This window comes from Buchnera aphidicola (Microlophium carnosum) (assembly GCA_011752475.1).
GTDB classification, from domain to species: Bacteria; Pseudomonadota; Gammaproteobacteria; order Enterobacterales; family Enterobacteriaceae; genus Buchnera; species Buchnera aphidicola_BG.
In genome coordinates this window covers 161114-183674 of sequence record CP048747.1, presented here as the reverse complement: position 1 = coordinate 183674, position 22561 = coordinate 161114, and the positions used below count along the sequence as shown (strand labels likewise).

General features: G+C 27.0%; 19 protein-coding genes. 3 read left to right on the top strand and 16 right to left on the bottom strand.

What is annotated here, in order from left to right:
* Window positions 1–24 precede the first annotated feature (24 nt).
* On the top strand, window positions 25–972 hold the full coding sequence (locus G4A98_00840) for a ribose-phosphate pyrophosphokinase (GenBank protein ID QIQ41772.1): 948 nt from the start codon (window positions 25–27) through the stop codon (window positions 970–972).
* Window positions 973–1046: 74 nt separating this feature from the next.
* Here G4A98_00840 and G4A98_00835 read toward each other — a convergent pair whose 3' ends face one another.
* From G4A98_00835 to ndhC, 16 genes are all read right to left on the bottom strand, one after another.
* A complete protein-coding gene (locus G4A98_00835) occupies window positions 1047–1265 on the bottom strand; it encodes a hypothetical protein (GenBank protein QIQ41771.1) in 219 nt (72 codons plus the stop codon).
* Between the two features lie 285 nt (window positions 1266–1550).
* Complete coding sequence (folC, locus tag G4A98_00830; GenBank protein QIQ41770.1) at window positions 1551–2792, bottom strand: bifunctional tetrahydrofolate synthase/dihydrofolate synthase; 1242 nt, start codon at window positions 2790–2792, stop codon at window positions 1551–1553.
* 218 nt (window positions 2793–3010) lie between these two features.
* Entirely contained in the window at window positions 3011–3946 is a 936-nt protein-coding gene (locus tag G4A98_00825; protein ID QIQ41769.1) for a TerC/Alx family metal homeostasis membrane protein, read from the bottom strand.
* A gap of 83 nt (window positions 3947–4029) precedes the next feature.
* A complete protein-coding gene (gene nuoN, locus G4A98_00820) occupies window positions 4030–5490 on the bottom strand; it encodes an NADH-quinone oxidoreductase subunit NuoN (protein ID QIQ41768.1) in 1461 nt (486 codons plus the stop codon).
* 6 nt (window positions 5491–5496) lie between these two features.
* A complete protein-coding gene (nuoM, locus tag G4A98_00815) occupies window positions 5497–7014 on the bottom strand; it encodes an NADH-quinone oxidoreductase subunit M (GenBank protein QIQ41767.1) in 1518 nt (505 codons plus the stop codon).
* 101 nt (window positions 7015–7115) lie between these two features.
* Window positions 7116–8951 carry an NADH-quinone oxidoreductase subunit L gene (gene nuoL / locus G4A98_00810; GenBank protein ID QIQ41766.1) on the bottom strand — a complete coding sequence of 612 codons (1836 nt, stop codon included), beginning with the start codon at window positions 8949–8951 and terminating at the stop codon, window positions 7116–7118.
* Window positions 8948–9250 (bottom strand): NADH-quinone oxidoreductase subunit NuoK, encoded by a 303-nt coding sequence (gene nuoK, locus G4A98_00805; GenBank protein ID QIQ41765.1) that lies wholly within the window; start codon window positions 9248–9250, stop codon window positions 8948–8950. Before nuoK ends, nuoL begins: the two co-directional genes overlap by 4 nt.
* Window positions 9251–9280: 30 nt before the next feature.
* The gene (gene nuoJ, locus G4A98_00800) at window positions 9281–9796 is read right to left on the bottom strand and encodes an NADH-quinone oxidoreductase subunit J (GenBank protein ID QIQ41764.1); all 516 of its coding nucleotides are present in this window, start codon (window positions 9794–9796) and stop codon (window positions 9281–9283) included.
* A gap of 10 nt (window positions 9797–9806) precedes the next feature.
* A complete protein-coding gene (nuoI, locus tag G4A98_00795; GenBank protein QIQ41763.1) occupies window positions 9807–10349 on the bottom strand; it encodes an NADH-quinone oxidoreductase subunit NuoI in 543 nt (180 codons plus the stop codon).
* 24 nt (window positions 10350–10373) lie between these two features.
* Window positions 10374–11342, bottom strand: a complete 969-nt coding sequence (nuoH, locus tag G4A98_00790; protein ID QIQ41762.1) for an NADH-quinone oxidoreductase subunit NuoH — start codon at window positions 11340–11342, stop codon at window positions 10374–10376.
* Window positions 11339–14074 carry an NADH-quinone oxidoreductase subunit NuoG gene (gene nuoG / locus G4A98_00785; GenBank protein QIQ41761.1) on the bottom strand — a complete coding sequence of 912 codons (2736 nt, stop codon included), beginning with the start codon at window positions 14072–14074 and terminating at the stop codon, window positions 11339–11341. The genes nuoH and nuoG overlap by 4 nt, the downstream gene beginning before the upstream one ends.
* Window positions 14075–14155: 81 nt before the next feature.
* Window positions 14156–15490: an NADH-quinone oxidoreductase subunit NuoF gene (nuoF, locus tag G4A98_00780; protein QIQ41760.1), complete on the bottom strand. Its 1335-nt coding sequence runs from the start codon at window positions 15488–15490 to the stop codon at window positions 14156–14158.
* The gene (gene nuoE, locus G4A98_00775) at window positions 15487–15975 is read right to left on the bottom strand and encodes an NADH-quinone oxidoreductase subunit NuoE (protein QIQ42163.1); all 489 of its coding nucleotides are present in this window, start codon (window positions 15973–15975) and stop codon (window positions 15487–15489) included. Before nuoE ends, nuoF begins: the two co-directional genes overlap by 4 nt.
* 22 nt (window positions 15976–15997) lie before the next feature.
* The gene (gene nuoC / locus G4A98_00770; protein ID QIQ41759.1) at window positions 15998–17800 is read right to left on the bottom strand and encodes an NADH-quinone oxidoreductase subunit C/D; all 1803 of its coding nucleotides are present in this window, start codon (window positions 17798–17800) and stop codon (window positions 15998–16000) included.
* Window positions 17801–17897: 97 nt separating this feature from the next.
* The gene (locus G4A98_00765; GenBank protein ID QIQ41758.1) at window positions 17898–18572 is read right to left on the bottom strand and encodes an NADH-quinone oxidoreductase subunit B; all 675 of its coding nucleotides are present in this window, start codon (window positions 18570–18572) and stop codon (window positions 17898–17900) included.
* A 56-nt stretch (window positions 18573–18628) separates the two neighbouring features.
* A complete protein-coding gene (gene ndhC / locus G4A98_00760) occupies window positions 18629–19015 on the bottom strand; it encodes an NAD(P)H-quinone oxidoreductase subunit 3 (GenBank protein QIQ41757.1) in 387 nt (128 codons plus the stop codon).
* Between the two features lie 339 nt (window positions 19016–19354).
* Here ndhC and dnaK point away from each other — a divergent pair, with 339 nt between their 5' ends.
* Both dnaK and dnaJ read left to right on the top strand, forming a co-directional pair.
* Complete coding sequence (dnaK, locus tag G4A98_00755; GenBank protein QIQ41756.1) at window positions 19355–21268, top strand: molecular chaperone DnaK; 1914 nt, start codon at window positions 19355–19357, stop codon at window positions 21266–21268.
* Between the two features lie 112 nt (window positions 21269–21380).
* On the top strand, window positions 21381–22517 hold the full coding sequence (gene dnaJ, locus G4A98_00750; protein QIQ41755.1) for a molecular chaperone DnaJ: 1137 nt from the start codon (window positions 21381–21383) through the stop codon (window positions 22515–22517).
* The last annotated feature ends 44 nt before the right edge of the window (window positions 22518–22561 follow it).

Genomic DNA, 22561 nt, shown 5'->3' with positions numbered 1-22561 from the left:
AATTAAACACAAAAAAGGTTCTTTATGCCTGATATGAAACTTTTTTCTGGAAACTCTATTCCTAAACTAGCAAAATTTATTGCAAATCGATTATACATTAATTTAGGTAAAGCATCCGTAGGTCGATTTAGTGATGGTGAAATAAGCGTTCAAATAAATGAAAATGTAAGAGGTGGAGATATTTTTATCATTCAATCTACTTGTGCACCTACTAATGATAATATAATGGAATTAGTTGTAATGGTAGATGCTCTAAGAAGAGCTTCTGCTGGTAGAATTACTGCAGTAATACCATATTTTGGATATGCTCGTCAAGACCGTAGAGTAAGATCAGCACGAGTTCCTATAACAGCAAAAGTAGTAGCTGACTTTCTATCTAGTATTGGCGTAGATCGTGTGTTAACAGTAGATCTACATGCAGAACAAATACAAGGTTTTTTTGATGTTCCTGTTGATAATGTTTTTGGTAGTTTAATTCTTTTAGAAGATATGCTTCAAAGAGAACTAAAAAATCCAATTGTTGTTTCTCCTGATATTGGTGGAGTAGTAAGAGCAAGAGCAATTGCTAAACTACTTTATGATACTGATATGGCAATTATTGATAAAAGAAGACCTCGCGCTAATGTATCTCAAATCATGCATATTATTGGAGATGTTGCTAATCGTGATTGTATTTTAGTAGATGATATGATAGATACTGGAGGTACTCTTTGCAAGGCTGCAGAAGCTCTAAAAGAAAGAGGAGCTAAAAGAGTTTTTGCATATGCAACACATCCTGTTTTTTCTGGGGATGCATCAAAAAACTTAAAAAATTCTGTTATTGACGAAGTAGTTGTATGTGACACTATTCCTTTATCAGAAACAATTGAACTGCTACCAAATGTACGAACATTGACTTTAGCAGGTATGTTAGCAGAAGCAATAAGACGAATTAGCAACGAAGAATCTATTTCTGCTATGTTTGAGCATTAAATATTTTATTACAATATCTGTAATTCTAAGCACACTATAATTTTTTATACTAATATGAATAATGTGCTTAGTTTTTAAAATACATTCAATAATAATAAAAAATATTGTTTATATTTTAAAATAATAGAGATTATCATCGAATGATTTATATAATAATTATAACCATTCTGATCAAAATAACTAAAAATAAAAAGAAATAAAAAGACTAGTAATATACTCCGTAAAATTCCAAATAAACCTCCTAAAACAATATTATAATAAGAAAATTTAATTTGTTTAATAATTTTTTTCATAAAAAAATTTAAAATATTTTTTATAATAAAAAAAAAATAAACATAACTAGCATCAAAATTTTATCTTTTAAAAAAAAATTTTGAATTGCATTTGTAAAAAAAGAACTAAAATAGTCGTATTTATTAAAAAAATAAAAATTAAAAAACCAAAAACAGACAGAAACTATTTCTTGATAAAAACCGCGTAAAAAACCAAAAAAAACTGAAATAACAATAGTGAAAATAATAATATAATCTAATAGAAACATTGATTTTTCCAAAATTATATTTTTTTTATTTATTGTATTACATTTTTATTTTTAAAGAAAGAAACTCGGAAACAGTTAGAAAAGAACCAAATATTATAATAGCATCTTGTTTTTTTGATAATGTAAAAGCTTGTTTATAAGCTTCATTAATACTGCTTAAAACAGATGTATTATGCATAATAAAAATATTTTTTAATTGACTTTTAGTAGCAGTCCGTATTGTTTTTAAAGGAGCAGCAAACCAGTAATGAATTTTATTTCTTAACGGATTGATTATTCCTGAAATATCTTTATCATTTAATACTCCTACTACCGCGTATATTTTTCCTTTTATACTCATTTCATCTATTTTTTTAGATAAATACTTAGCGGCATCAGGATTATGAGCTACGTCAACAATAATATAAGGAAAAGTAGAAATTATTTGAAATCTACCTGATAACTGAACGTTAGCAATAGATTTTCTTATAATTTTTTCATTCATTTCAAAACCTGAATAATATAAAGCGGCTAATGCAATAGCTGTATTTGATAATGGTATATGAGTAATAGGTAAATTGTATAGCTGAATATTAGAATGAATAAAATTCCAATAATTATTTTTTTTTTTCCATGACCAATCTATATTAATGATTTTTAATATTGTTTTTTTATCTTTAGCTACTTGATACATCGATTTAGGAATATTGGTCTCTCCAATAACAGAAATTTTATTTTTTCTAAAAATTCCAGATTTTTCACGTGCGATACTTTCACGATCTATTCCCAATAAAGCAGTATGATCTATTCCTATATTAGTTATAATAGATATATTAGAATCTACAATATTAGTAGCATCTAACCTTCCTCCTAAACCTACTTCTAATATAATAATATCTAATGTATATTTTTTAAATAAACTTAATGCAGAAAGTGTAATAAATTCGAAATAAGTTAATAGAGTACAATTTCTTACTGATTCTACATTCTGAAAGGAAGAAACATGATCTGCTTCAGTAAGAAAGTATCCATTAATTCGAACTCTTTCTAAAAAATTTACAAGATGAGGAGAAGTATATAGTCCTACTCGATAACCTGAATTCAATAGCAGTCTTTCTAACATCGCACAAGTTGTTCCTTTTCCATTAGTTCCTGCAACAGTAAAAATAAAAGCTTGTACATGTAGTAAATCTAACTTTTTTGCAAGCAATTTCAATTCAATAAGATTATATATTGTTTTTTTATCTAAGTTCTCTAAATATTTAAGCCACATAGATAAAGAATAATTTTTATTAAGCATTTTATTCTTGTTGTTTTTTAGATGAAGTAATATTTAAAATTTTTAATACGAAAATATTAATTTTATAAAAGATATGAATAAACATGTAAATATTTTACATATTCTAAAAATTTTAAAATTTATTTTTTCTCATAATTTTTTACTGTTTAAAATTTTTTCTAAACAATAACACAATCAATTTTTATATGCATTACAATATTTTTTTATAAAAAAATATATTAATATTTTTTATAGTTTAAAACGCTATTAATAATAAACGTTATTATTATAATAATTAATATTATAAAAAAAGTAATAAATGCTGGAATAACAAAAAAATGTTCAAATATCATTTTTAATCCAATAAAAATTAAAACCACTGATAGTCCGTATTTAATTATAGAATTTTTTTCTATAATAATAGATACAAAAAAATACATGGACCTTAGACCTAATATAGAAAAAATATTCGAAGAAAATACAATAAAAAAATCATTAGTTATAGAAAAAATAGCAGGAATACTATCTACTGAAAATGCAATATCACTTAACTCTATTGTAATCAAAGACACAAATAAAGGCGTAATAAAAAATTTATTATTTATAATCATGAAAAATTTTTCACTATTAATATCTTTACTAACTCTGCAAATATTATAAATCCAAGATATTTTAATATTTTTTTTATTTAAATTGGTTTTATTTGAAAAAAAAATAAATTTTAAACTCGTTAATAGAAAGAAAAAACCAAATAAACATAATAACCAATGCCATTTAGAAAAGAATATCTTGCCATAAAAAATCATTATAGAACGGAATACTACAGCACCCCATATACCATAAGATAATACTTTTTTTTGAAAACTTATTGGTATTTTAAAAGACTGAAAAATAAGAAACCATACAAAAACATTATCTATTGAAAGTAATATCTCTAATAAGTATCCAGTAGAAAATAATGTAATTTTTGTGTTAGCAATATCACTTCCTTCATTTTTAAAAACTACATACCAAAAAATTAAAAAAAATAATAAAGATAAAAAAAACCAATAAAAATCATGAATACAAAAATTTTTTAAACATTGTTTTTTGATTTCTTTTTTCTTGTAAATATAATTTTCTATTATAAATATCACCAAAACTAAGAAAAAAAAAATACTCCATAATAGTGGCATATAAAAAAAATTATTCACTAAATATACCTTTTGTATTAATAAAAATTTTTCATAATATAATATATATATTTTAAAAAATAATATTACACAGTTAATTTAACTAAACTGATCAATGGATTTGGATATATTCCTAATATTAACAATATAATTCCTGCAATACAGATTACTATGCCAGAAGGAGTATAAAACCAATTCTTAGATACATTCCAATCTCTTCTTAATAATTTTGATGGGTTTGAATATAAATTTAAAATTATTCTTAAATAGCAATACAGACCTAATATAGTTCCAATAATAAAAGCAAATCCCATTATCCATAAATGTTCTTTGATAATAATAGATAGTATATAAAATTTTCCAATAAATCCTAAAGTCATTGGAATACCTGCTAAAGAAAGAAGTACTAAAGTAAATACACTAGATAAGAGTGGTTGTGACCAAAATAATCCATGATATGAACATATTAAATCAGAATTATTTTTTTTATGTGAATTTGATATTAAATTAATAATACCAAAACAAGCTATATTACTAAACAAATAACTACATAAATATATTGCGCTAGCTTCTAGAGAAAATAAATAGTTCTTCTGTGATGCAAATAATATTATTAAAAGATATCCAAATTGAGATATTGACGTATATCCAAAAAATCTTTTAATATTTTCTTGAAAAAGAGCCATTAAATTACCAATTAATATAGAAAAAATGGTAATTAATAATAATATAAAATATAATGTTTCATTCTCTGAATGAGAAATATACGATAAAAAACGCAACAATACACCAAAAATAGCAATTTTACTGGCAGTTGAAAAAAAAGATAATACTGATGTAGGTGTTCCTTGATAAACATCAGGAGTCCATAAATGAAATGGTGCCATGGATAATTTAAAAAACAATGATAAAAGCACCATACTAATTCCAAATAAGAGTACTAATTTTTCATCGATAGAAGTAATATCCAACGTTTTATGTATGGATAAAAAATCAAGACTCCCAGAAATAGAGTAAATCCATGCAATTCCAAGCAATAAAAAACTAGATGAAACACCAGATAAAATAATATATTTAAATGAAGCTTCTAAAGAATATTTTTGAAAATTACAATATGCAATTAAACCAAAAATTGGTAAAGATATTAGTTCGATATTAATAAAAAATGATGCCATATGATTAGATATAATTAATGCAATAGCCCCTAAACTAGAAATTATTATCAATAAATAAAATTCTTCTTTATTAAATGGATATTTTAATAACCATGGGTATGCAAAAATACATGCACAAATACTAGAAATTACTATCATTCCGATATATAAAATAGAATAACCATCGATATGAAATAAAAAAGTGATATCTACAGGAACAATTGTCGTTAATAAATATAGCGAACAAAGCGTAGATATAAAACCTATGATACTAAATACAGCAATAAAAAAATGATTTCGATTATAAGAAATAGATAATATAACTGTTGCTGCAGTAAAGATTATAATCAACAAAGGCAGTAGTGCTGTTAATTGTTGTAAATTTATTGTCATTACTAATTACAACCTTATCTTTAGAATAGAATTATTAAATTTTTTTTGAATATTGTGTATAGAATTATATGAAGTATTTATAACTTTCTGCGGGTTTAAACCTAAAAAAACTAACATAAAGATCAATGCTATTGTTATAAATAATTCTTGTCTATTTATAAAAAACATTGAACAATTTTTTTTACATGGACCATAAAAAATTCTTTGAATAATATTTAAAGAATAAATAGAAGAAAAAATAATACCTATCGTTGCTAATATAGATATAAATGGAAAAGATTGAAACAAACCAGACAAAATTAAAAATTCACCAATAAAATTCCCTGTTCCAGGAATGCCTAAATTTGCAAGAGAAAAAAACAAAGAAAAACCTGGAATCCAATAAATACAAGACCACAAACCTCCCATTTCATTCATATTTTGAGTTTTAAAACGTTTATAAAGTTGACCGGATAAAATGCATAAAGCAGAACTAGTTAAACTATTTGACAAAATTTGAATAACTACTCCTTGCATTGCTATTTCATTATTACTATAAATAGCTATTAAAATTAAACCCATATGAGAAATAGAAGAATATGCAATTAATCGTTTGATATTTTTTTGAGAAAAAGCAAGCCAAGCCCCATAAAATATACTTAAAATACCCAAAAAAATAGCAATTAAAGAAAATTTTTCTGTTGAATAAGGGAATAAAGCTAAATTATATCGTAAAAGAGCATAAGGAGCAGTTTTTAATAAAACACCAATAATTTCTACTGTACCACAAGAAACTGATTGAGAATGTACATCTGGCAACCATCCATGAAATGGAACAATAGGCATTTTTATAGCAAACGATAAGAAAAAACCTATCATGACTATATATTCTATATATCTATTAATTGGTGTATTAAGTAATAAATTATAATTAAAAGTTAATAAATTAGTGCTTTGATAATAACTGAAAACTAGTAATAAAATAGATGATAACAATATTAAACCAGAAGTTTGTCCATATAAAAAAAATTTATTAGCTGCAAGAATATTTTGCTTGTTTTCAGTTTGATTACTCCATAACGAAATTAAAAAATACATTGGAAATAACATTATTTCCCAAAAACAAAAAAATAAAAAAAGATCAAAAGAAATAAAAACACCAATAATTCCAGTCAAAACAAACATAAAATTAAAATAAAAAAATCCTTGGTTTTTTTTAATTTCATTCCATGAACATAACACTGCTATTATAGATAAAAAAGAAGAAAAAATAAGCATTATGATAGAAAAACCATCGATTGCAATATTAAATTCAATTCCAAATCTTGATATCCAAGGTAAAATTAATTGACGATCCCAATGAGGATAATGTTCTATTTGAAAAAAATTATAGTGCTCTTGAAAAAATATTTGCATTATCATCAATAGAGTTAAAATTATTCCTGATAATGCAATCCAACGAGGTAAATTTGCATGCAATCTATAAGACAAAAAAGAAAACAAACCACTAAAAAATGGAATGATAATTAACAAAGAAAGTAACATTACACGTATATTCCTATTATTCACTATAACTATTTAATTAATGGAATGATTTTTTATTGTTAGAAAAATATAAGTTGATTAACGAAAAAAACTATTTTAAATTAATAAAATAATATGAGTATAAAAATCAAATTAATACCTAATACCATTGAAGCTACATACCATCTTATATAACCATTGTTAGTTTTTAACAAATAAAAATTACACGTCTGAATAATTTTTAAAAAATAATTAATAATTTTATTAAACGGATCAGAAGATAATATTTTAGATATATATAAATAAAAATTTATAAAAGAAATATTGTAAAACCAGTCAAAACCCCATCCTTTTAAGAAAAAATAATATATATATCTTATTAATTTACATGTAAAAAATTTATCAAGAAAATGTAAATTTTTAATCCATAAATAATACGAGAAATATATCCCAGAGATAGATAATATACTGCATATTATTTCAAATATTAATTTATTATCTGTTAATAAATAAAATAAAGGAAATACATGTAACAATGGAGGCGATATATATGCACCAAATATAGTAGAAAAAAATAAAAGAATAAATAATGGAATATTATGTACTAAATTTGCAGATGAGGTAACTGTATGAATATTTTTTCCATGAAAAACAACAAAAATCATTCTAAATGTATAAAGAACTGTTAAAAAAGAACAAAATAAAGCAATTAGAAAAAAATAAATATGACCACTTTGTAAAACACTAAATAAAATATTTCCTTTACTATAAAATCCTGCTGTAACCAAAGGAAAGGAAACTAAAGATGCGCCTCCTACTATAAAATTAATATATAAAAATGGTAGTTTTTTACGTAAACCACCCATTTTAAATATATTTTTTTCATTTTTACATGATAAAATTAATGAACCTGCAGATAGAAATAATAACGCTTTAAAAATTGCATGTATGATCAAATGTGTAATGGCTGCACTCCATGCTTTCACTCCTAATGCTAAAAACATATACCCTATTTGACTCATTGTAGAATAAGCTAAAATACGTTTTATATCATTTTGCACTAAAGCAGAAAAACTAGAAAGTAGTATTGTTAATATACCAATAAGTCCTACAAGATATAGTATATTAGGAGTTAATAAAAATAAAAAATGTGTCCTCGCTATTAAATAAACACCTGCTGTTACCATAGTAGCTGCGTGTATTAAAGCTGAAACAGGACTTGGACCAACCATTGCATCAGATAACCAATTTTGCAAAGGCAACTGAGCAGATTTTCCAAGCGTACCTAATAATAAAAAAAGTGTAATATAATTTATATTATAATTATTTTCTATATTCGAAAAAGTAGATAAAAATTTAATTTCTTGAAAATTCAAGGTATGAAATTCTCTGTATATTAAAAATATTGCAATTATTAAAAAAACATCAGAAATACGAGTTAAAATAAAAGCTTTAAAAGCACAACGATTATTATTCAGATCAGTATAATAAAAACCAATTAATAAATAAGAACATACACTCACTCCTTCCCATCCTAAATACATAAATAAAAAATTATCAGCAAGCACTAAAACTGACATGCTTGCTATAAATAAATTAGTATATGCAAAAAAACGCGAGTAACCTTCTTTATTTTTCATATACCAAGAAGAAAAAATATGTATTAATAACCCGACACCTGTGATTACAAATAACATACTTAAAGATAGTCCATCTAAAAGAAGACTAAAATCAATATTGCACTCACTAATAGATAACCATCTCCATAATATTTGCGTAAAAACTTGATCATTATTTTTAATAATGCTTGTTCCATAAATACAAGTTATGATAAATGATATCAATATAGAAAATACACCTATATTTGATGTAATTTTTCTGGAAATTACACCTTGCATAAAAGATAAAGATAAAAATCCGATTAATGGAAATAAAGTTATAAAAAAAATAATATTCATCCATTCATCTCACTTAAAATATCAATGTTTAATGTTTTCTTATTCCTATACAGTTGAAGTAATAATGCTAAGGCTATACTAGCTTCTGATGCTGCTAAAGTAATAGCAAATATATACATTATTTGACCATCGACTTGATTCCAGTAACTACCAACTACTATCAACGCTAATCCAGCAGCATTCATCATTATTTCTAAACTAATTAATATAAATAATATATTACGTCGAACAATTAAAGATGTTAAACCTAAAATAAATAATATTAATGATAGAAATAATCCGTGAAATAAAGAAATCATGAATTATCACCTTTAACAAACATCAATTAACTACGAAACTTTATTTTTATTTATATGTTTCTTTTCTGTACCAATATGAAAAACAACAATTAAAGCAGATAATAAAAGAATAGAAGATAATTCCACTAAGAGCATATAAGGACCAAATAGATTGATACCTACTATTTTCGCATCAATCAATAATCCGTCTATTTTTTTTTCCTTTAAAAAAAATATTGCATAAGTCATAGATAAAAGTAATATAAATGATAAAAGACTAGGTCCAATCCAAAAAGCAGGTTTTAAATATTTTTTTTCTTGTAGATCATTTGTATTATCGATATTAAGCATCATAATAACAAAAACAAATAGTACTATAATAGCTCCAGCGTAAACAATCACTTCTAAAGCACCGGCAAAAAAAGCACCAAATGAAAAAAAAACACCAGATATTGATAAAAGAGAAATAATCAAGTACAACAAAGAATATACTGCATTTTTTTGGATAATTACAAAAAAAGTAGAAATAACTGCTACAAATGAAGATATATAAAAAACAAATTCCATAAAGACCTCCTTATGGCAATAAATCTTTTACGTTGACAGGCTTATATTCGGTATCTAAATAACCTATTTTCTTTCCTTGTATAGCTACACCAGAAAAATCATAAAAATCATAATTTGGATATTTACCAGGACCTGAAATTAATAAATCTTTTTTTTCATATACTAAATCTTTTCTTTTAAAATCAGACAATTCAAAATCAGGAGTTAATTGTATTGCTGCTGTAGGACACGCTTCTTCACATAAACCACAAAAGATACAACGAGAAAAATTAATTCTAAAAAATTCTGGATACCAACGGCCATTAGTTTTTTCAGATTTTTGTAAAGAAATGCAATCAACTGGACAAACTGCAGCACATAAATTACAAGCAACACAACGTTCTTCTCCATCTATATTACGAGTCAATATAATACGACCTCGATAACGAGGAGCTAGGTATACTTTTTCTTCTGGATATAATTTAGTTTCAGGTTTAGAAAAAATATTTAAACCAATCATTAAAATACTTCTTATTTGTGTAAAAAATCCAATAATAATATTTTTTAACATCATAAATAAAAAAATCCCTTGTGACATTTATAATAAAATAAAAAAAGCAGTTAAAAATAAATTAAATAATGTTAATGGTAAACAAAATTTCCATCCAAATAATAAAACTTGATCATATCGTGGTCTTGGTAAAGATGCTCGAATCAAAATGAAAATAAAAATAAAGAAAATAGTTTTTAAAAAAAACCAAATAAATCCAGGAAACCAAGGTCCATACCAACCACCAAAAAAAATTGTTACCATTAATAATGAAATTGTGATAATAGAAATATATTCACCAATAAAAAATAAACCAAATTTCATCCCGGAATATTCAATATGATAACCATCAGCTAATTCTTGTTCAGATTCAGGTTGATCGAAAGGATGTCTGTGACAAACTGCTAAACCTGCTATAAAAAATGTTAAAAAACCAAAAAACTGCGGGAAAATATTCCACATATATTTTTGACTATTTATAATATCAAATATTTTAAAAGAACCCGATTGAGCTACTACACCCATCAGTGATAAACCTAAAAATACTTCATAACTTAATGTTTGAACACATGCACGCATAGCTCCTAACAACGCATACTTATTATTACTAGACCAACCAGCAAATAAAACAGCATAAACAGATAAACTAGCCATCATTAAAAAAAATAAAATTCCTATATTTAAGTTAATAATAACAAAATGAGGAGTAAAAGGAATAATTGGAATAACACATAATAAAGAAGTAAAAGCTATTACTGGTGATAAGATGAAAATAAATTTTCTACTAAAGGGCGGAACCCAATCTTCTTTAAAAAAAATTTTAATCATATCAGCACATAATTGTAAACTACCCATCCAACCAACTCGATTCGGTCCATGTCTATTTTGGAAAAAAGCTAATAATCTTCGTTCAATTACACTTAACATAGCACCAGAAAAAACCGTTAAAAATAAAATAAAAATAACTTTTAAAAAACAAAAAATTATTTTAATAATATTGATATCTAACCAAATCATTTAATGAATTCCTGTAAAAATTTAATTTTTTTACCAACGAGTGCAATGGGAAAACCTTTTCTTCCAATCGGTAAACCTATCTGTTTTTCATTTAAATATTTTGATAATTGTATTGTTAAACGATAATCTGTATTTAAACAATTAAATTCTACTATAGAATGTTTTTTTAGCCCTAACTTAAGGCTGTCTTTTAGACTGATTAAGGCATATTCCAAAGGAATATTTTCTTGTATAGTAAGAGAATATTGAGTTAATTCTTCATTCCCAAAAAGATGATAATAAGGAATTATATTCCAGTAGTTTTCTTTTATGGAATTATTTGAAATTAACTTTTCATAAACATCTACTTTACTTTTATTTTTTTTAAAGATATGTATGCCTGAATCACCAGATATTAAATTCTTTCCTACTTCTTTTTGAAATTTATTCCATGCTTGAGGTGAATTCCATCCAGGAAACCAAGCAAAGGGAATATGAGATATAGACGCGTTGGGTTGATTATATCCTTCCATAGAAAACGCAAACATACTATTAACATCCTTGGGCTGACAAGGTTCATGAACATTAATATCAGCACGTAAAGCTGTTCTGCCACTAGAACGAATAGGAGAACGAGCAATTTTTTGACCATGTACGCGAAAATTAGAATTTAATTCTTTTATTTTTATTTGCTTGAAAATTGAATATTTTTTAGAATAAGAATCTACTACATCATCTAAATTAAACCAACATACTTCTTTATTATCAATTTTTGATTTAATAAAATGTAACCATTTCCAACTATCAAAAAGACAATTACTTTTATCATAAAAATTAGGATCATAAACTTGAAAAAAACGTTGTGCCCTGCCTTCAAAATTTATTACTGTTCCAGAACTTTCAGTAAAATTTGTTGAAGGAAAAGATAACCCAGATTTTTTGTAGGTATCTGTATACTGATGATCTATAGTAATTATATTTTTTTTATTTTTAAAAAAATGATCGCAGTCGTATTGAGACATAAAACGATATAAATCGTATTCCATAAAAATTACAGCATCTGCTGTTTCTTTTTTAATTTCATTTAACGCACACTCTATAGACATACCTCCAAGTAGTTCTAAACCTAGAGAATTAGAAGTAGATGTTAAAAAAGTAACACCAACATGATGATTAGGAGTATAAATTTTAATAGCTTTAGCTATATTTATAGATGCTTGTATAGTAGAACTGCTAAAGGAATGAGAACCTGAAATAATTAATGTTTTTTTAGATGAAATTAATCGATTAGCAATTAATAATGCTTTTTCTTTTAATATAGAATTTAAATTTAAAACTTTTGGTAGACTATTATCTATTGCACAAGCAATAGCAGATGCAAAATATACTTGTTTTTCAATCGATGCAAAATAACACCATTCAGCAATATCATCTAATTTACTTTCATGTGTATGCATAATATACAAAGAATTTTTGAACTTTTCTGCAATATGAATATTAGAGGAAACATTCCATTCTGGTATTCCATGTAACTTTGTTATTTCTTTTGCCTTATTCTTAACTGCTTGACGAACAGCTAAAGCGACGCGAGGAGAAGTATGTGTTAAATCTTCTCCTAAAACTAAAATTACATCATAACTTTCAATTTCTTTTAATGTTGGAGTATATATATAGTTATTTTTTAAAAATTCTAAAATTAATCTAATACATGCCTGTTCTTTTGTAGACATTCCATTAGAAAAATTCTCTTTTCCTACTAATTCTTGCAATGCAAAATTGTTTTCTATACTTGATCGAGTTGAACCCACTCCAATTATACGATTATATTTTTTAAAAAAATCAACTCCAATTTTGATAGCTTCATCAAAATTTAATATAGTTAAATTATTACTATTATTAATATAGGTAGGCTTTTTAGGACGTGTATTTAAATTAGTATGTAAATACCCAAAACGACCAAGATCACAAAGTAAATAATGATTGATATTTTCATGATATCTATTTTCTATACGACGTATTTCACCATAACGTTCACCAATACTAATATTACATCCAACACTACAATTCTGACATATTCCTGGAGCATATTGCATATCCCATTTACGATTATATTTTTTAGAATGAGTTTTATCAGTAAATACACCAGTAGGACATAATTCTATTAAATTACCTGAATGTTCGCTTTCTAAGACACCATCTTCTACACGACCAAAGTAAACATTGTTATTAGCACCATAAACTCCAAAATCAATACCATCTGCATAATCATTATAGTATCGAACACAACGATAGCATGCAATACATCGATTCATTTCATGTTTAATAAAAGAACCTAGATATTGATTTTTATGTGTTCTTTTTTTAAATCTATAATTCCGTATACTATGTTTTGTCATTACAGTCATATCTTGTAAATGACAATGACCGCCCTCTTCACATACTGGACAATCATGTGGATGATTTGTTAATAATAGTTCAATGATAGAACTTCTAAAAATCTCTGATTCAGTACTCTTAATAGAAATTATAGCTCCATCAGTTACAGGAGTCATGCAAGACATGATTAATCGACCTTTACGATCTTCAAAACTATTATACTGTGTCACTGCACATTGACGACATGCTCCTACACTTCCCAATAAAGGATGCCAACAAAAATAAGGAATATTAACCCCTGCTGATAAACACGCCTGCAATAAATTGTCTGATTTATTAACATTGTAAATTTTACGATCTATATAAATTTTAGCCATAAGAGAATAATTCCAAAAACTTCTATTTTTAAATAAATTTATTTCAAAATAAATATTTTCTATAATAATTTCAATATTAAACTAAATATTATTAGATTGAATTCCAATAATTGTTTTATTCGAACTTACTTTATTTACATTAATTCCAGATTCAAATTCAGATCGAAAATATTTAATGGCACTTTGTAACGGTTCTATCGCTCCTGGTGCATGAGCACAAAATGTTTTTCCCGGACTTAAATGAGAACATAATCGTTCTAGATTTTGTATATCATTTTTATATCCTTGATTTTGTTCTAAACTTTTTAATATTTTTACAATCCATGGCAATCCATCTCTACATGGAGTACATAAACCACATGATTCTCGAGCAAAAAATTTCTCTATATTATATACAAGAGAAACCATATTAGTTTTATTGTCAACAGCCATAGCAAGAGCAGTACCTAAACGACTACCAGCTTGACTGATACTACTAAAATCCATGGGTAAATCTAAATGTTTTTCAATTAAAAAATCTGTACCTGCACCACCTGGCTGCCAAGCTTTTAAAGAAAAACCAGACTTCATGCCACATGCATAATCTTCTAAAATCTCACGAGCAGTAATGCCAAAAGGTAATTCCCAAACACCAGGTTTTTTTACTTTTCCTGAAAAACCCATTAATTTAGTTCCTGTATCAGAACTTTTCGACAAATTTTTATACCAATCGACGCCATGTAATATAATAGATGGAACATTAGATAATGTTTCAACATTATTTACACAAGTAGGTTTTCCCCATAAACCAAATACTGCTGGAAATGGTGGTTTAGATCTAGGATTAGCTCTGCGACCTTCTAAAGAATTAATTAAAGCTGTCTCTTCTCCACAAATATAACGTCCAGCTCCCGTATGCAAAACTAATTCAAAATTAAATTGACTTTCTAAAATATTCATACCAATATAACCAAAATTTATTGCCTCTTGTATAGATTTTTTTAAAATATATTCTGCTTGAATGTATTCTCCTCTTAAAAAAATATAGGCACGAGAAACATTTAATGCATATGATGCTAATATAATTCCTTCAATTAATTGATGAGGAATTTTTTCAATTAATAATCTATCTTTATATGTTCCAGGCTCCATTTCATCAGCATTACATACTAAATAAGAACATTGTGTAATATGAGATTTATTTTGAGACATTAAACTCCATTTTAAACCAGTAGAAAATCCTGCTCCCCCTCTTCCTTTCAAACCAGAGTTTTTTACTATGTTAACAACATCTTCTGGAAGCATATCTTTTAATGCTTTTTTTAAAGCTGCATAACCATTTTTATTACAATATTCTTTAATCCAAATAGTTTTTTGATCATCTCTTAACCGCCAAGTTAAAGGATGCGTCTCTGCAACACGTAAAATTTTATTCATTTGTATGATTCCAACAAATTTGGTATAGATTCTGGGGTTAAAAAAGAATATGTATCTTCATTAATCATAATTGTTGGACTTTTATCACAATTTCCTAAACAACAAACTGGCAACAAAGTAAATCTATTATCTTTAGTAGTTTCTCCTATTTTTATTTTTAAATAATTTTCTAAAGCTGTTTTAATTTTTTTATAACCAGTTAAGAAACAAACTACACTATCGCAATAACGAATAATATTACGACCAACAGGTTGACGAAAAATTTGACTATAAAAAGTAGCCACTCCTTCGACATCACTTGGGTTAATTTGAAGTATTTCAGCAATGGCATAAATGGCTTGATCGGAAATCCAGCCTCGTTTTTTTTGAACAATTTTTAATGCTTCTATCGAAATAGAACGAAAATTTTCATAATATTTTTTTTGATTTTCTATTTCTCTTATTTCTTCATTAGTTAATGTAAATTTTATAGAAATTTCTCGAATTTGACTTTTTTTTTATACATAATTATCTATCCACGTCAGACATGACAAAATCTATACTGCCTAAGTATACAATTAAATCTGATATTAAACTTCCACGGATTACTGAGGGTATTTGTTGTAAATGTGGAAAGCTAGGTGTACGTATTCTTGTACGATAACTCATCGTACCACCATCACTAATTAAATAATAACTATTAATCCCTTTAGTTGCTTCAATCATCTGAAAACTTTCATTCGCTGGAATAATTGGGCCCCAAGATACTTGTAAAAAATGAGTAATCATAGTTTCAATATTTTGCAAAACATATTCTTTAGAAGGAGGTGTAGTTAATGAATGTTCAGATTTAAAAGGACCTTTTGGCATATTATATAAACATTGTTTTAAAATAATAAGACTTTGATAAATTTCTTCTACTTTAATCATTACTCTTGAATAACAATCACTTATTCCCCCACCTATTGGTACTTCAAAAGTATAGTTTTGATATCCAGAATACGGACGCCATTTTCTCACATCAAAATTTAATCCTGTCGCACGTAAACCTGCTCCAGTAATGCCCCATTTTAATGCTTCTTTTTTATTATATTCAGCAATTCCCCTTGACCGATTAATTAAGATACTATTTTTTAGAGCAGTGGTTGTATAATATTTCAATCGTTTTGGCATCCAATCAAGAAATTCTTTTAATAAAATATTCCAACCATATGGTAAATCATTAGCTACTCCACCAATACGAAACCAAGCAGGATGCATGCGAGCACCTGTAATTGCTTCAACTAAATCATATATTTTTTGACGATCAGTGAAAGCAAAAAAAACAGGGGTCATACAACCTACATCCTGAATAAAAGTAGAAATATATAATAAATGACTATTTATTCGAAATAATTCTGACATCATTACTCTAATAACTTCTGCTTTTTCTGGAACTGAGATATTAGCTAATTTTTCTACAGCTAAAATATAAGGAAGTTCATTTACACAACCACCAAGATATTCAATTCGATCAGTATATGGAATATAACTATGCCATGACTGACGTTCTGCCATTTTTTCAGCTCCACGATGATGATATCCAATATCTGGAACACAATCTACAATGTTCTCGCCATCTAATTGTAAAATAATTCTAAAAGCACCATGCGCAGAGGGATGATTAGGTCCTAAATTTAAAAACATAAATTCTACATTATCATTTTTACGCTTCATACCCCATAACTCAGGTTTAAATTTTAATCCTGTCATTTCAAAATCTTCTTTCTGTTCATCTAAGAAAAAAGGTTCATACTCAGTAGCTCTTGCGGAATAATTTTTTCTTAATGGATGCCCCTTCCATGTACTAGGCATAATAATACGAGTCAAATTAGGATGTTTATCAAAAACAATACCAAACATATCCCAAGTTTCACGTTCATACCAATTGGCATTAGGAAAGATACTAGTCAACGTTGGCACGATCAAATCATGTTCTGATAATGGCACTTTAATCATAATGTCAGAATTACGTTCAATCGATATTAAATGATAAAAAACCGAAAAATCAGCTTGTGGTAAATTTTCACGATGTAATCTCACACGTTCATCTACACCATGTAAATCATAAAGCATAATATAAGGATGAGATATATTACATAAAAATTTCACTACGTCTGTTAATAATTTCTTATTAATCCAAATAACAGGAAAACCAGTCAAAGTAGTCTGATGAAAAAAAAATTCTTCACCAAAAATATTAAATAAATTTTTAATTACTGAATTAATTGATTGTTCTTCAGATTGTTTTTTCAATAAAAATGAATTTTCTTTTGGAATTAAATCTATCATGAATCTCTCACTATACTTAGTTTAAAAATATGATAATATTATTATCTAAGCAAAAGTTAGTCATATTAAAGCAATTTATATTTTTTTAATTATACAATTAAATTTTCTCTGGAGTTGGAAGATTAACAATCTTAATGATTTTACTTCTTTTTTTAACTTTTTCAGATAACATTTTTTTATGATACACACCTTGTTCGCCAATTATCCAAGATAATGGTCTTCTTTCTTCATGAATTAATTTTTGCAATAACATTAAAGCTTGCATATATGCTTCCGGACGAGGCGGACAACCAGGAATATAAATATCAACTGGCAAAAATTTATCAACTCCTTGAACAACAGAATAAATATCATACATACCTCCAGAATTAGCACATGCACCCATAGAAATAACCCATTTTGGTTCTAACATTTGATCATATAATCTTTGTATGACGGGAGCCATTTTGATAAATGGTGTACCTGCAATTACCATTACATCAGCTTGTCTAGGAGACGCACGCAATACCTCGGATCCAAAACGTGCAATATCATGTACAGAAGTAAAAGCAGAAACCATTTCTACATAGCAACAAGATAAGCCAAAATTATAAGGCCATAGAGAATTTTTACGTCCCCAATTAACTAATTTATGCAACAATTGAGCTATTTTACCCATAAAAATATTTTTTTTTAAATATTCTTTGATGGGATCTGAAACAGACTCAACAGTTTGTTTTGGATATTTTTTATTGTTTTTATTAGTATCTACTTTAGTCAAAGTATAATTCATTTTATACCTCATGAAAGTAAAATATATTATTATATTATTAATATCATAAAATATTATTAGTAATTTGAAGATGCCCAACTTAATGCCTTAATACGGATTAAATAAAATAATCCTAGTAAAAGAGACATTGTAAACATAAAAGCTTCACTAAATCCAACCCATCCAGTTTCTTTTATACTAACAGACCAAGCATACAAATAAAGTGCTTCAACATCAAAAATAACAAAAAACATAGCAATTAAATAAAATTTTACAGAAAAATAAATACGATCGCTTCCCGTTGATACAATCCCTGATTCAAAAGGAGTGTTTTTATATCTTGATGAAGATTTACCACCTAGAATCCAACTAAACAAAAGCATAAAACAACATAACCCTAAAGCAAAAATGATAAAAATAAAAAAGGCTAAACATTCATTAACTGTTTCTGTGTGTATCAACATAAATTTCTCCTGAAAACTTAAAAATTATTCTAAAATATAAATTATTTTATCTACTTAAACTGTATAAAAATAAAATTTACTATAACATTAAATATGTTATCGAATATGTTATTTTTAACAAATAAAAAAACTTATATTTAAATTATAGTTTGCTAAAACTTTATTTTTTTTGCTCTTAACCCTTGATGAGCGAAAAAGCGACCCCATCTAATAATCATTCAACATCGTAGATGTAAAGAACAATACAAACTCATGTAACTTATTAACAGCCAAAAAAATGGCCGCATAAAGGTTGCAAACCCAATTTATCAAAATATTAAATTAGGAGAAATTTTAATAATGGGTAAAATTATTGGTATTGACTTGGGAACAACCAACTCTTGTGTTGCCATTATGGATGGCAACAAACCACGTGTTTTAGAAAATGCAGAAGGTGACCGTACTACACCATCGATTATTGCGTATACTCAAGAAGGAGAAGTTTTAGTAGGACAACCCGCTAAACGTCAAGCTATAACTAATCCAAAGAATACACTGTTTGCCATAAAACGTTTAATTGGTAGAAAATTTCAAGATGATGAAGTACAACGTGATATAAAAATTATGCCCTATAGAATTGTAAATTCTGACAATGGTGATGCATGGATTGATGTAAAAAACAAAAAAATGGCACCTCCTCAAATTTCTGCAGAAGTATTGAAAAAAATGAAAAAAACTGCAGAAGATTATTTAGGAGAAACAATAAAAGAAGCTGTTATTACTGTTCCTGCATATTTTAATGATGCTCAACGTCAAGCTACTAAAGACGCTGGAAGAATTGCAGGACTAGAAGTAAAACGAATTATCAACGAACCAACAGCCGCAGCACTTGCTTATGGTTTAGATAAAGGACAAGGAAATAGAACAATAGCTGTTTATGATTTAGGTGGTGGAACTTTTGATATATCTATTATTGAAATTGATGATGTTGATAAAGAAAAAACATTTGAAGTACTTGCTACTAATGGAGACACACATCTTGGAGGAGAAGATTTTGATAGTAGATTAATTAATTATTTAGTAACAGAATTTAAAAAAGAACAAGGAATAGATTTAAGAAACGATCCATTATCTATGCAACGATTAAAAGAATCTGCAGAAAAAGCAAAGATAGAATTATCATCTGCACAACAAACAGATGTAAATCTTCCGTATATTACAGCAGATGCTCATGGTCCTAAACATTTAAACATCAAAGTCACTCGAGCAAAATTAGAATCTTTAGTAGAAGATTTAATAATTCGTTCTATTAAACCATTAGAAGTTGCATTAAAAGATGCAGGATTATCAATATCAGATATTCATGATGTAATATTAGTTGGTGGTCAAACTAGAATGCCTATGGTTCAAGCTAAAGTAGCAGATTTTTTCGGCAAAGAACCTAGAAAAGATGTCAATCCAGATGAAGCTGTCGCAGTTGGAGCTGCAGTACAAGGTGGAGTACTTTCTGGCGATGTTAAAGACGTCTTATTACTAGATGTGACTCCTTTATCACTAGGAATTGAAACTATGGGTGGTATAATGACTTCACTCATAACTAAAAACACTACTATTCCTACTAAACATAGTCAGATATTTTCAACAGCAGAAGATAATCAATCAGCAGTAACTATACATGTATTACAAGGTGAACGTAAAAGATCATTAGACAATAAATCGTTAGGACAATTCAACTTAGATGGAATTGAACCAGCACCTAGAGGAACAGCACAAATTGAAGTGACATTTGATATTGATTCTGATGGAATATTACATGTATCTGCAAAAGATAAAAAAACAGGAAAAGAACAAAAAATTACTATAAAAGCATCTTCTGGACTAAATGAAGAAGAAATTAAAAAAATGGTAAATGATGCAGAAGCTAATTCTGAAGCCGATCAAAAATTTGAAGAATTGATTCAAACAAGAAACCAAGGTGATCAATTAGTTCATAGTGTGAAGAAACAATTAAATGACAATAAAGATACAATCGAAGAAGAAAATAAAAAAAATATTCAATTAGCTTTAGATGAATTAGAAAAAACGTTAAAAGGAGAAAATAAATCTGATATTGAAAAAAATATACAAAATCTTCTAAAATTATCCTCTATGCTCACAGAAATCAATCAAAAAAAATCAGAAGAAAACAAAAAAAATGAAGATACATCGTCTAGTAAAAAAGACGAAAACGTTGTAGATGCAGAGTTTGAAGAAATAAAAGATCCCAAAAAATAATCAATTTTAATAAAATATTAAAAAGTAATTATTACAGACTTTAAACTAGCACGGGCGTAGAATCTTATCTACGCCCGTGTAATTATTTTTAAATCAGGAAGAGTAAGTAAGAATGGCAAAAAAAGACTACTATCAAATTTTGGGAGTTCCAAAATCAGCTGAAGAACGTGAAATTAAAAAAGCGTATAAACGACTTGCAATGAAGTATCATCCTGATCGCAACCAAGGAGATAAAACTGCTGAGGGAAAATTTAAAGAAATAAAAGAAGCTTACGAAATTTTGATTAATGATGAAAAAAGAAGCGCATATGATCAATACGGACATGCAGCTTTTGAAAATGGTCAGTCTAATAACACATATAGCAGTACTTTTACCAGTTCCGCAGATTTTGGAGATATTTTTGGAGATGTTTTTGGAGATATTTTTGGTGGAAATAGAACTCAAAGATCTAAAAAAGGAGCTGATTTATGCTATAATATAGAAATATTATTAGAAGAAGCAGTAAAAGGAATAAAAAAGGAAATTCATATTCCAACTCTTCAAAAATGTAAAACATGTTATGGGAGTGGTGCAAGAGTAGGAACTAAACCTCGTGCATGTTCTACATGTCATAGTAAAGGTCAAATACATATTAGAAAAGGTTTTTTTACCGTACAACAATCATGCCCTACATGTCATGGTAAAGGTTCAGTGATTACTGATCCCTGCAATTTATGCCGTGGACAAGGACGAATTGAAACATATAAAACATTATCAGTTAAAATCCCACCAGGTGTCGATACTAATGATCGAATTCGTTTGAATAATGAAGGAGAAGCTGGTTCCAATGGTGCACAATCCGGTGACCTTTATGTGCAAATTACAGTTAAAAAACATCCTATTTTTGAACGAGAAGAAAATAATTTATATTGTGAAGTACCAATAAATTTTACAATGGCTGCATTAGGAGGAGAAATAGAGGTTCCTACACTAGATGGTAGAGTGAAACTAAAAATACCACATGAAACACAATCAGGAAAGCTCTTCCGAATTCGTGGAAGAGGAGTAAAATCTGTACAAAATAGAAATCAAGGTGATTTATTATGTCGTGTTGTTGTGGAAACACCTGTAAATCTTAATGAACAACAAAAACATCTTTTACATGAATTAGGTAATAGTTTTAATGGTTTCCGAGGTGAAAAAAATAGCCCTCGTTCTAAAAGATTTTTTGATGGAGTCAAAAGATTCTTTGATGACTTAACAAGATAAAATATTATAAAGTATTGCTTCTAATATTAGAAGCAATATTATTA

Bases quoted from the DNA above. Each gene is read 5' to 3' on its own strand.
- nuoJ (QIQ41764.1), bottom strand. From the start codon at position 9,796: ATGGAATTTGTTTTTTATATATCTTCATTTGTAGCAGTTATTTCTACT.
- nuoC (QIQ41759.1), bottom strand. From the start codon at position 17,800: ATGATAGATTTAATTCCAAAAGAAAATTCATTTTTATTGAAAAAACAA.
- nuoG (QIQ41761.1), bottom strand. From the start codon at position 14,074: ATGGCTAAAATTTATATAGATCGTAAAATTTACAATGTTAATAAATCA.
- nuoH (QIQ41762.1), bottom strand. From the start codon at position 11,342: ATGATTTGGTTAGATATCAATATTATTAAAATAATTTTTTGTTTTTTA.
- G4A98_00825 (QIQ41769.1), bottom strand. From the start codon at position 3,946: ATGCCACTATTATGGAGTATTTTTTTTTTCTTAGTTTTGGTGATATTT.
- ndhC (QIQ41757.1), bottom strand. From the start codon at position 19,015: ATGTTGATACACACAGAAACAGTTAATGAATGTTTAGCCTTTTTTATT.
- G4A98_00765 (QIQ41758.1), bottom strand. From the start codon at position 18,572: ATGAATTATACTTTGACTAAAGTAGATACTAATAAAAACAATAAAAAA.
- dnaJ (QIQ41755.1), top strand. From the start codon at position 21,381: ATGGCAAAAAAAGACTACTATCAAATTTTGGGAGTTCCAAAATCAGCT.
- folC (QIQ41770.1), bottom strand. From the start codon at position 2,792: ATGCTTAATAAAAATTATTCTTTATCTATGTGGCTTAAATATTTAGAG.
- G4A98_00835 (QIQ41771.1), bottom strand. From the start codon at position 1,265: ATGAAAAAAATTATTAAACAAATTAAATTTTCTTATTATAATATTGTT.
- nuoL (QIQ41766.1), bottom strand. From the start codon at position 8,951: ATGAATATTATTTTTTTTATAACTTTATTTCCATTAATCGGATTTTTA.
- nuoI (QIQ41763.1), bottom strand. From the start codon at position 10,349: ATGATGTTAAAAAATATTATTATTGGATTTTTTACACAAATAAGAAGT.
- nuoK (QIQ41765.1), bottom strand. From the start codon at position 9,250: ATGATTTCTTTATTTCACGGATTATTTCTATCATTAATATTATTTATT.
- nuoF (QIQ41760.1), bottom strand. From the start codon at position 15,490: ATGAATAAAATTTTACGTGTTGCAGAGACGCATCCTTTAACTTGGCGG.
- nuoN (QIQ41768.1), bottom strand. From the start codon at position 5,490: ATGACAATAAATTTACAACAATTAACAGCACTACTGCCTTTGTTGATT.
- G4A98_00840 (QIQ41772.1), top strand. From the start codon at position 25: ATGCCTGATATGAAACTTTTTTCTGGAAACTCTATTCCTAAACTAGCA.
- nuoM (QIQ41767.1), bottom strand. From the start codon at position 7,014: ATGTTACTTTCTTTGTTAATTATCATTCCATTTTTTAGTGGTTTGTTT.
- dnaK (QIQ41756.1), top strand. From the start codon at position 19,355: ATGGGTAAAATTATTGGTATTGACTTGGGAACAACCAACTCTTGTGTT.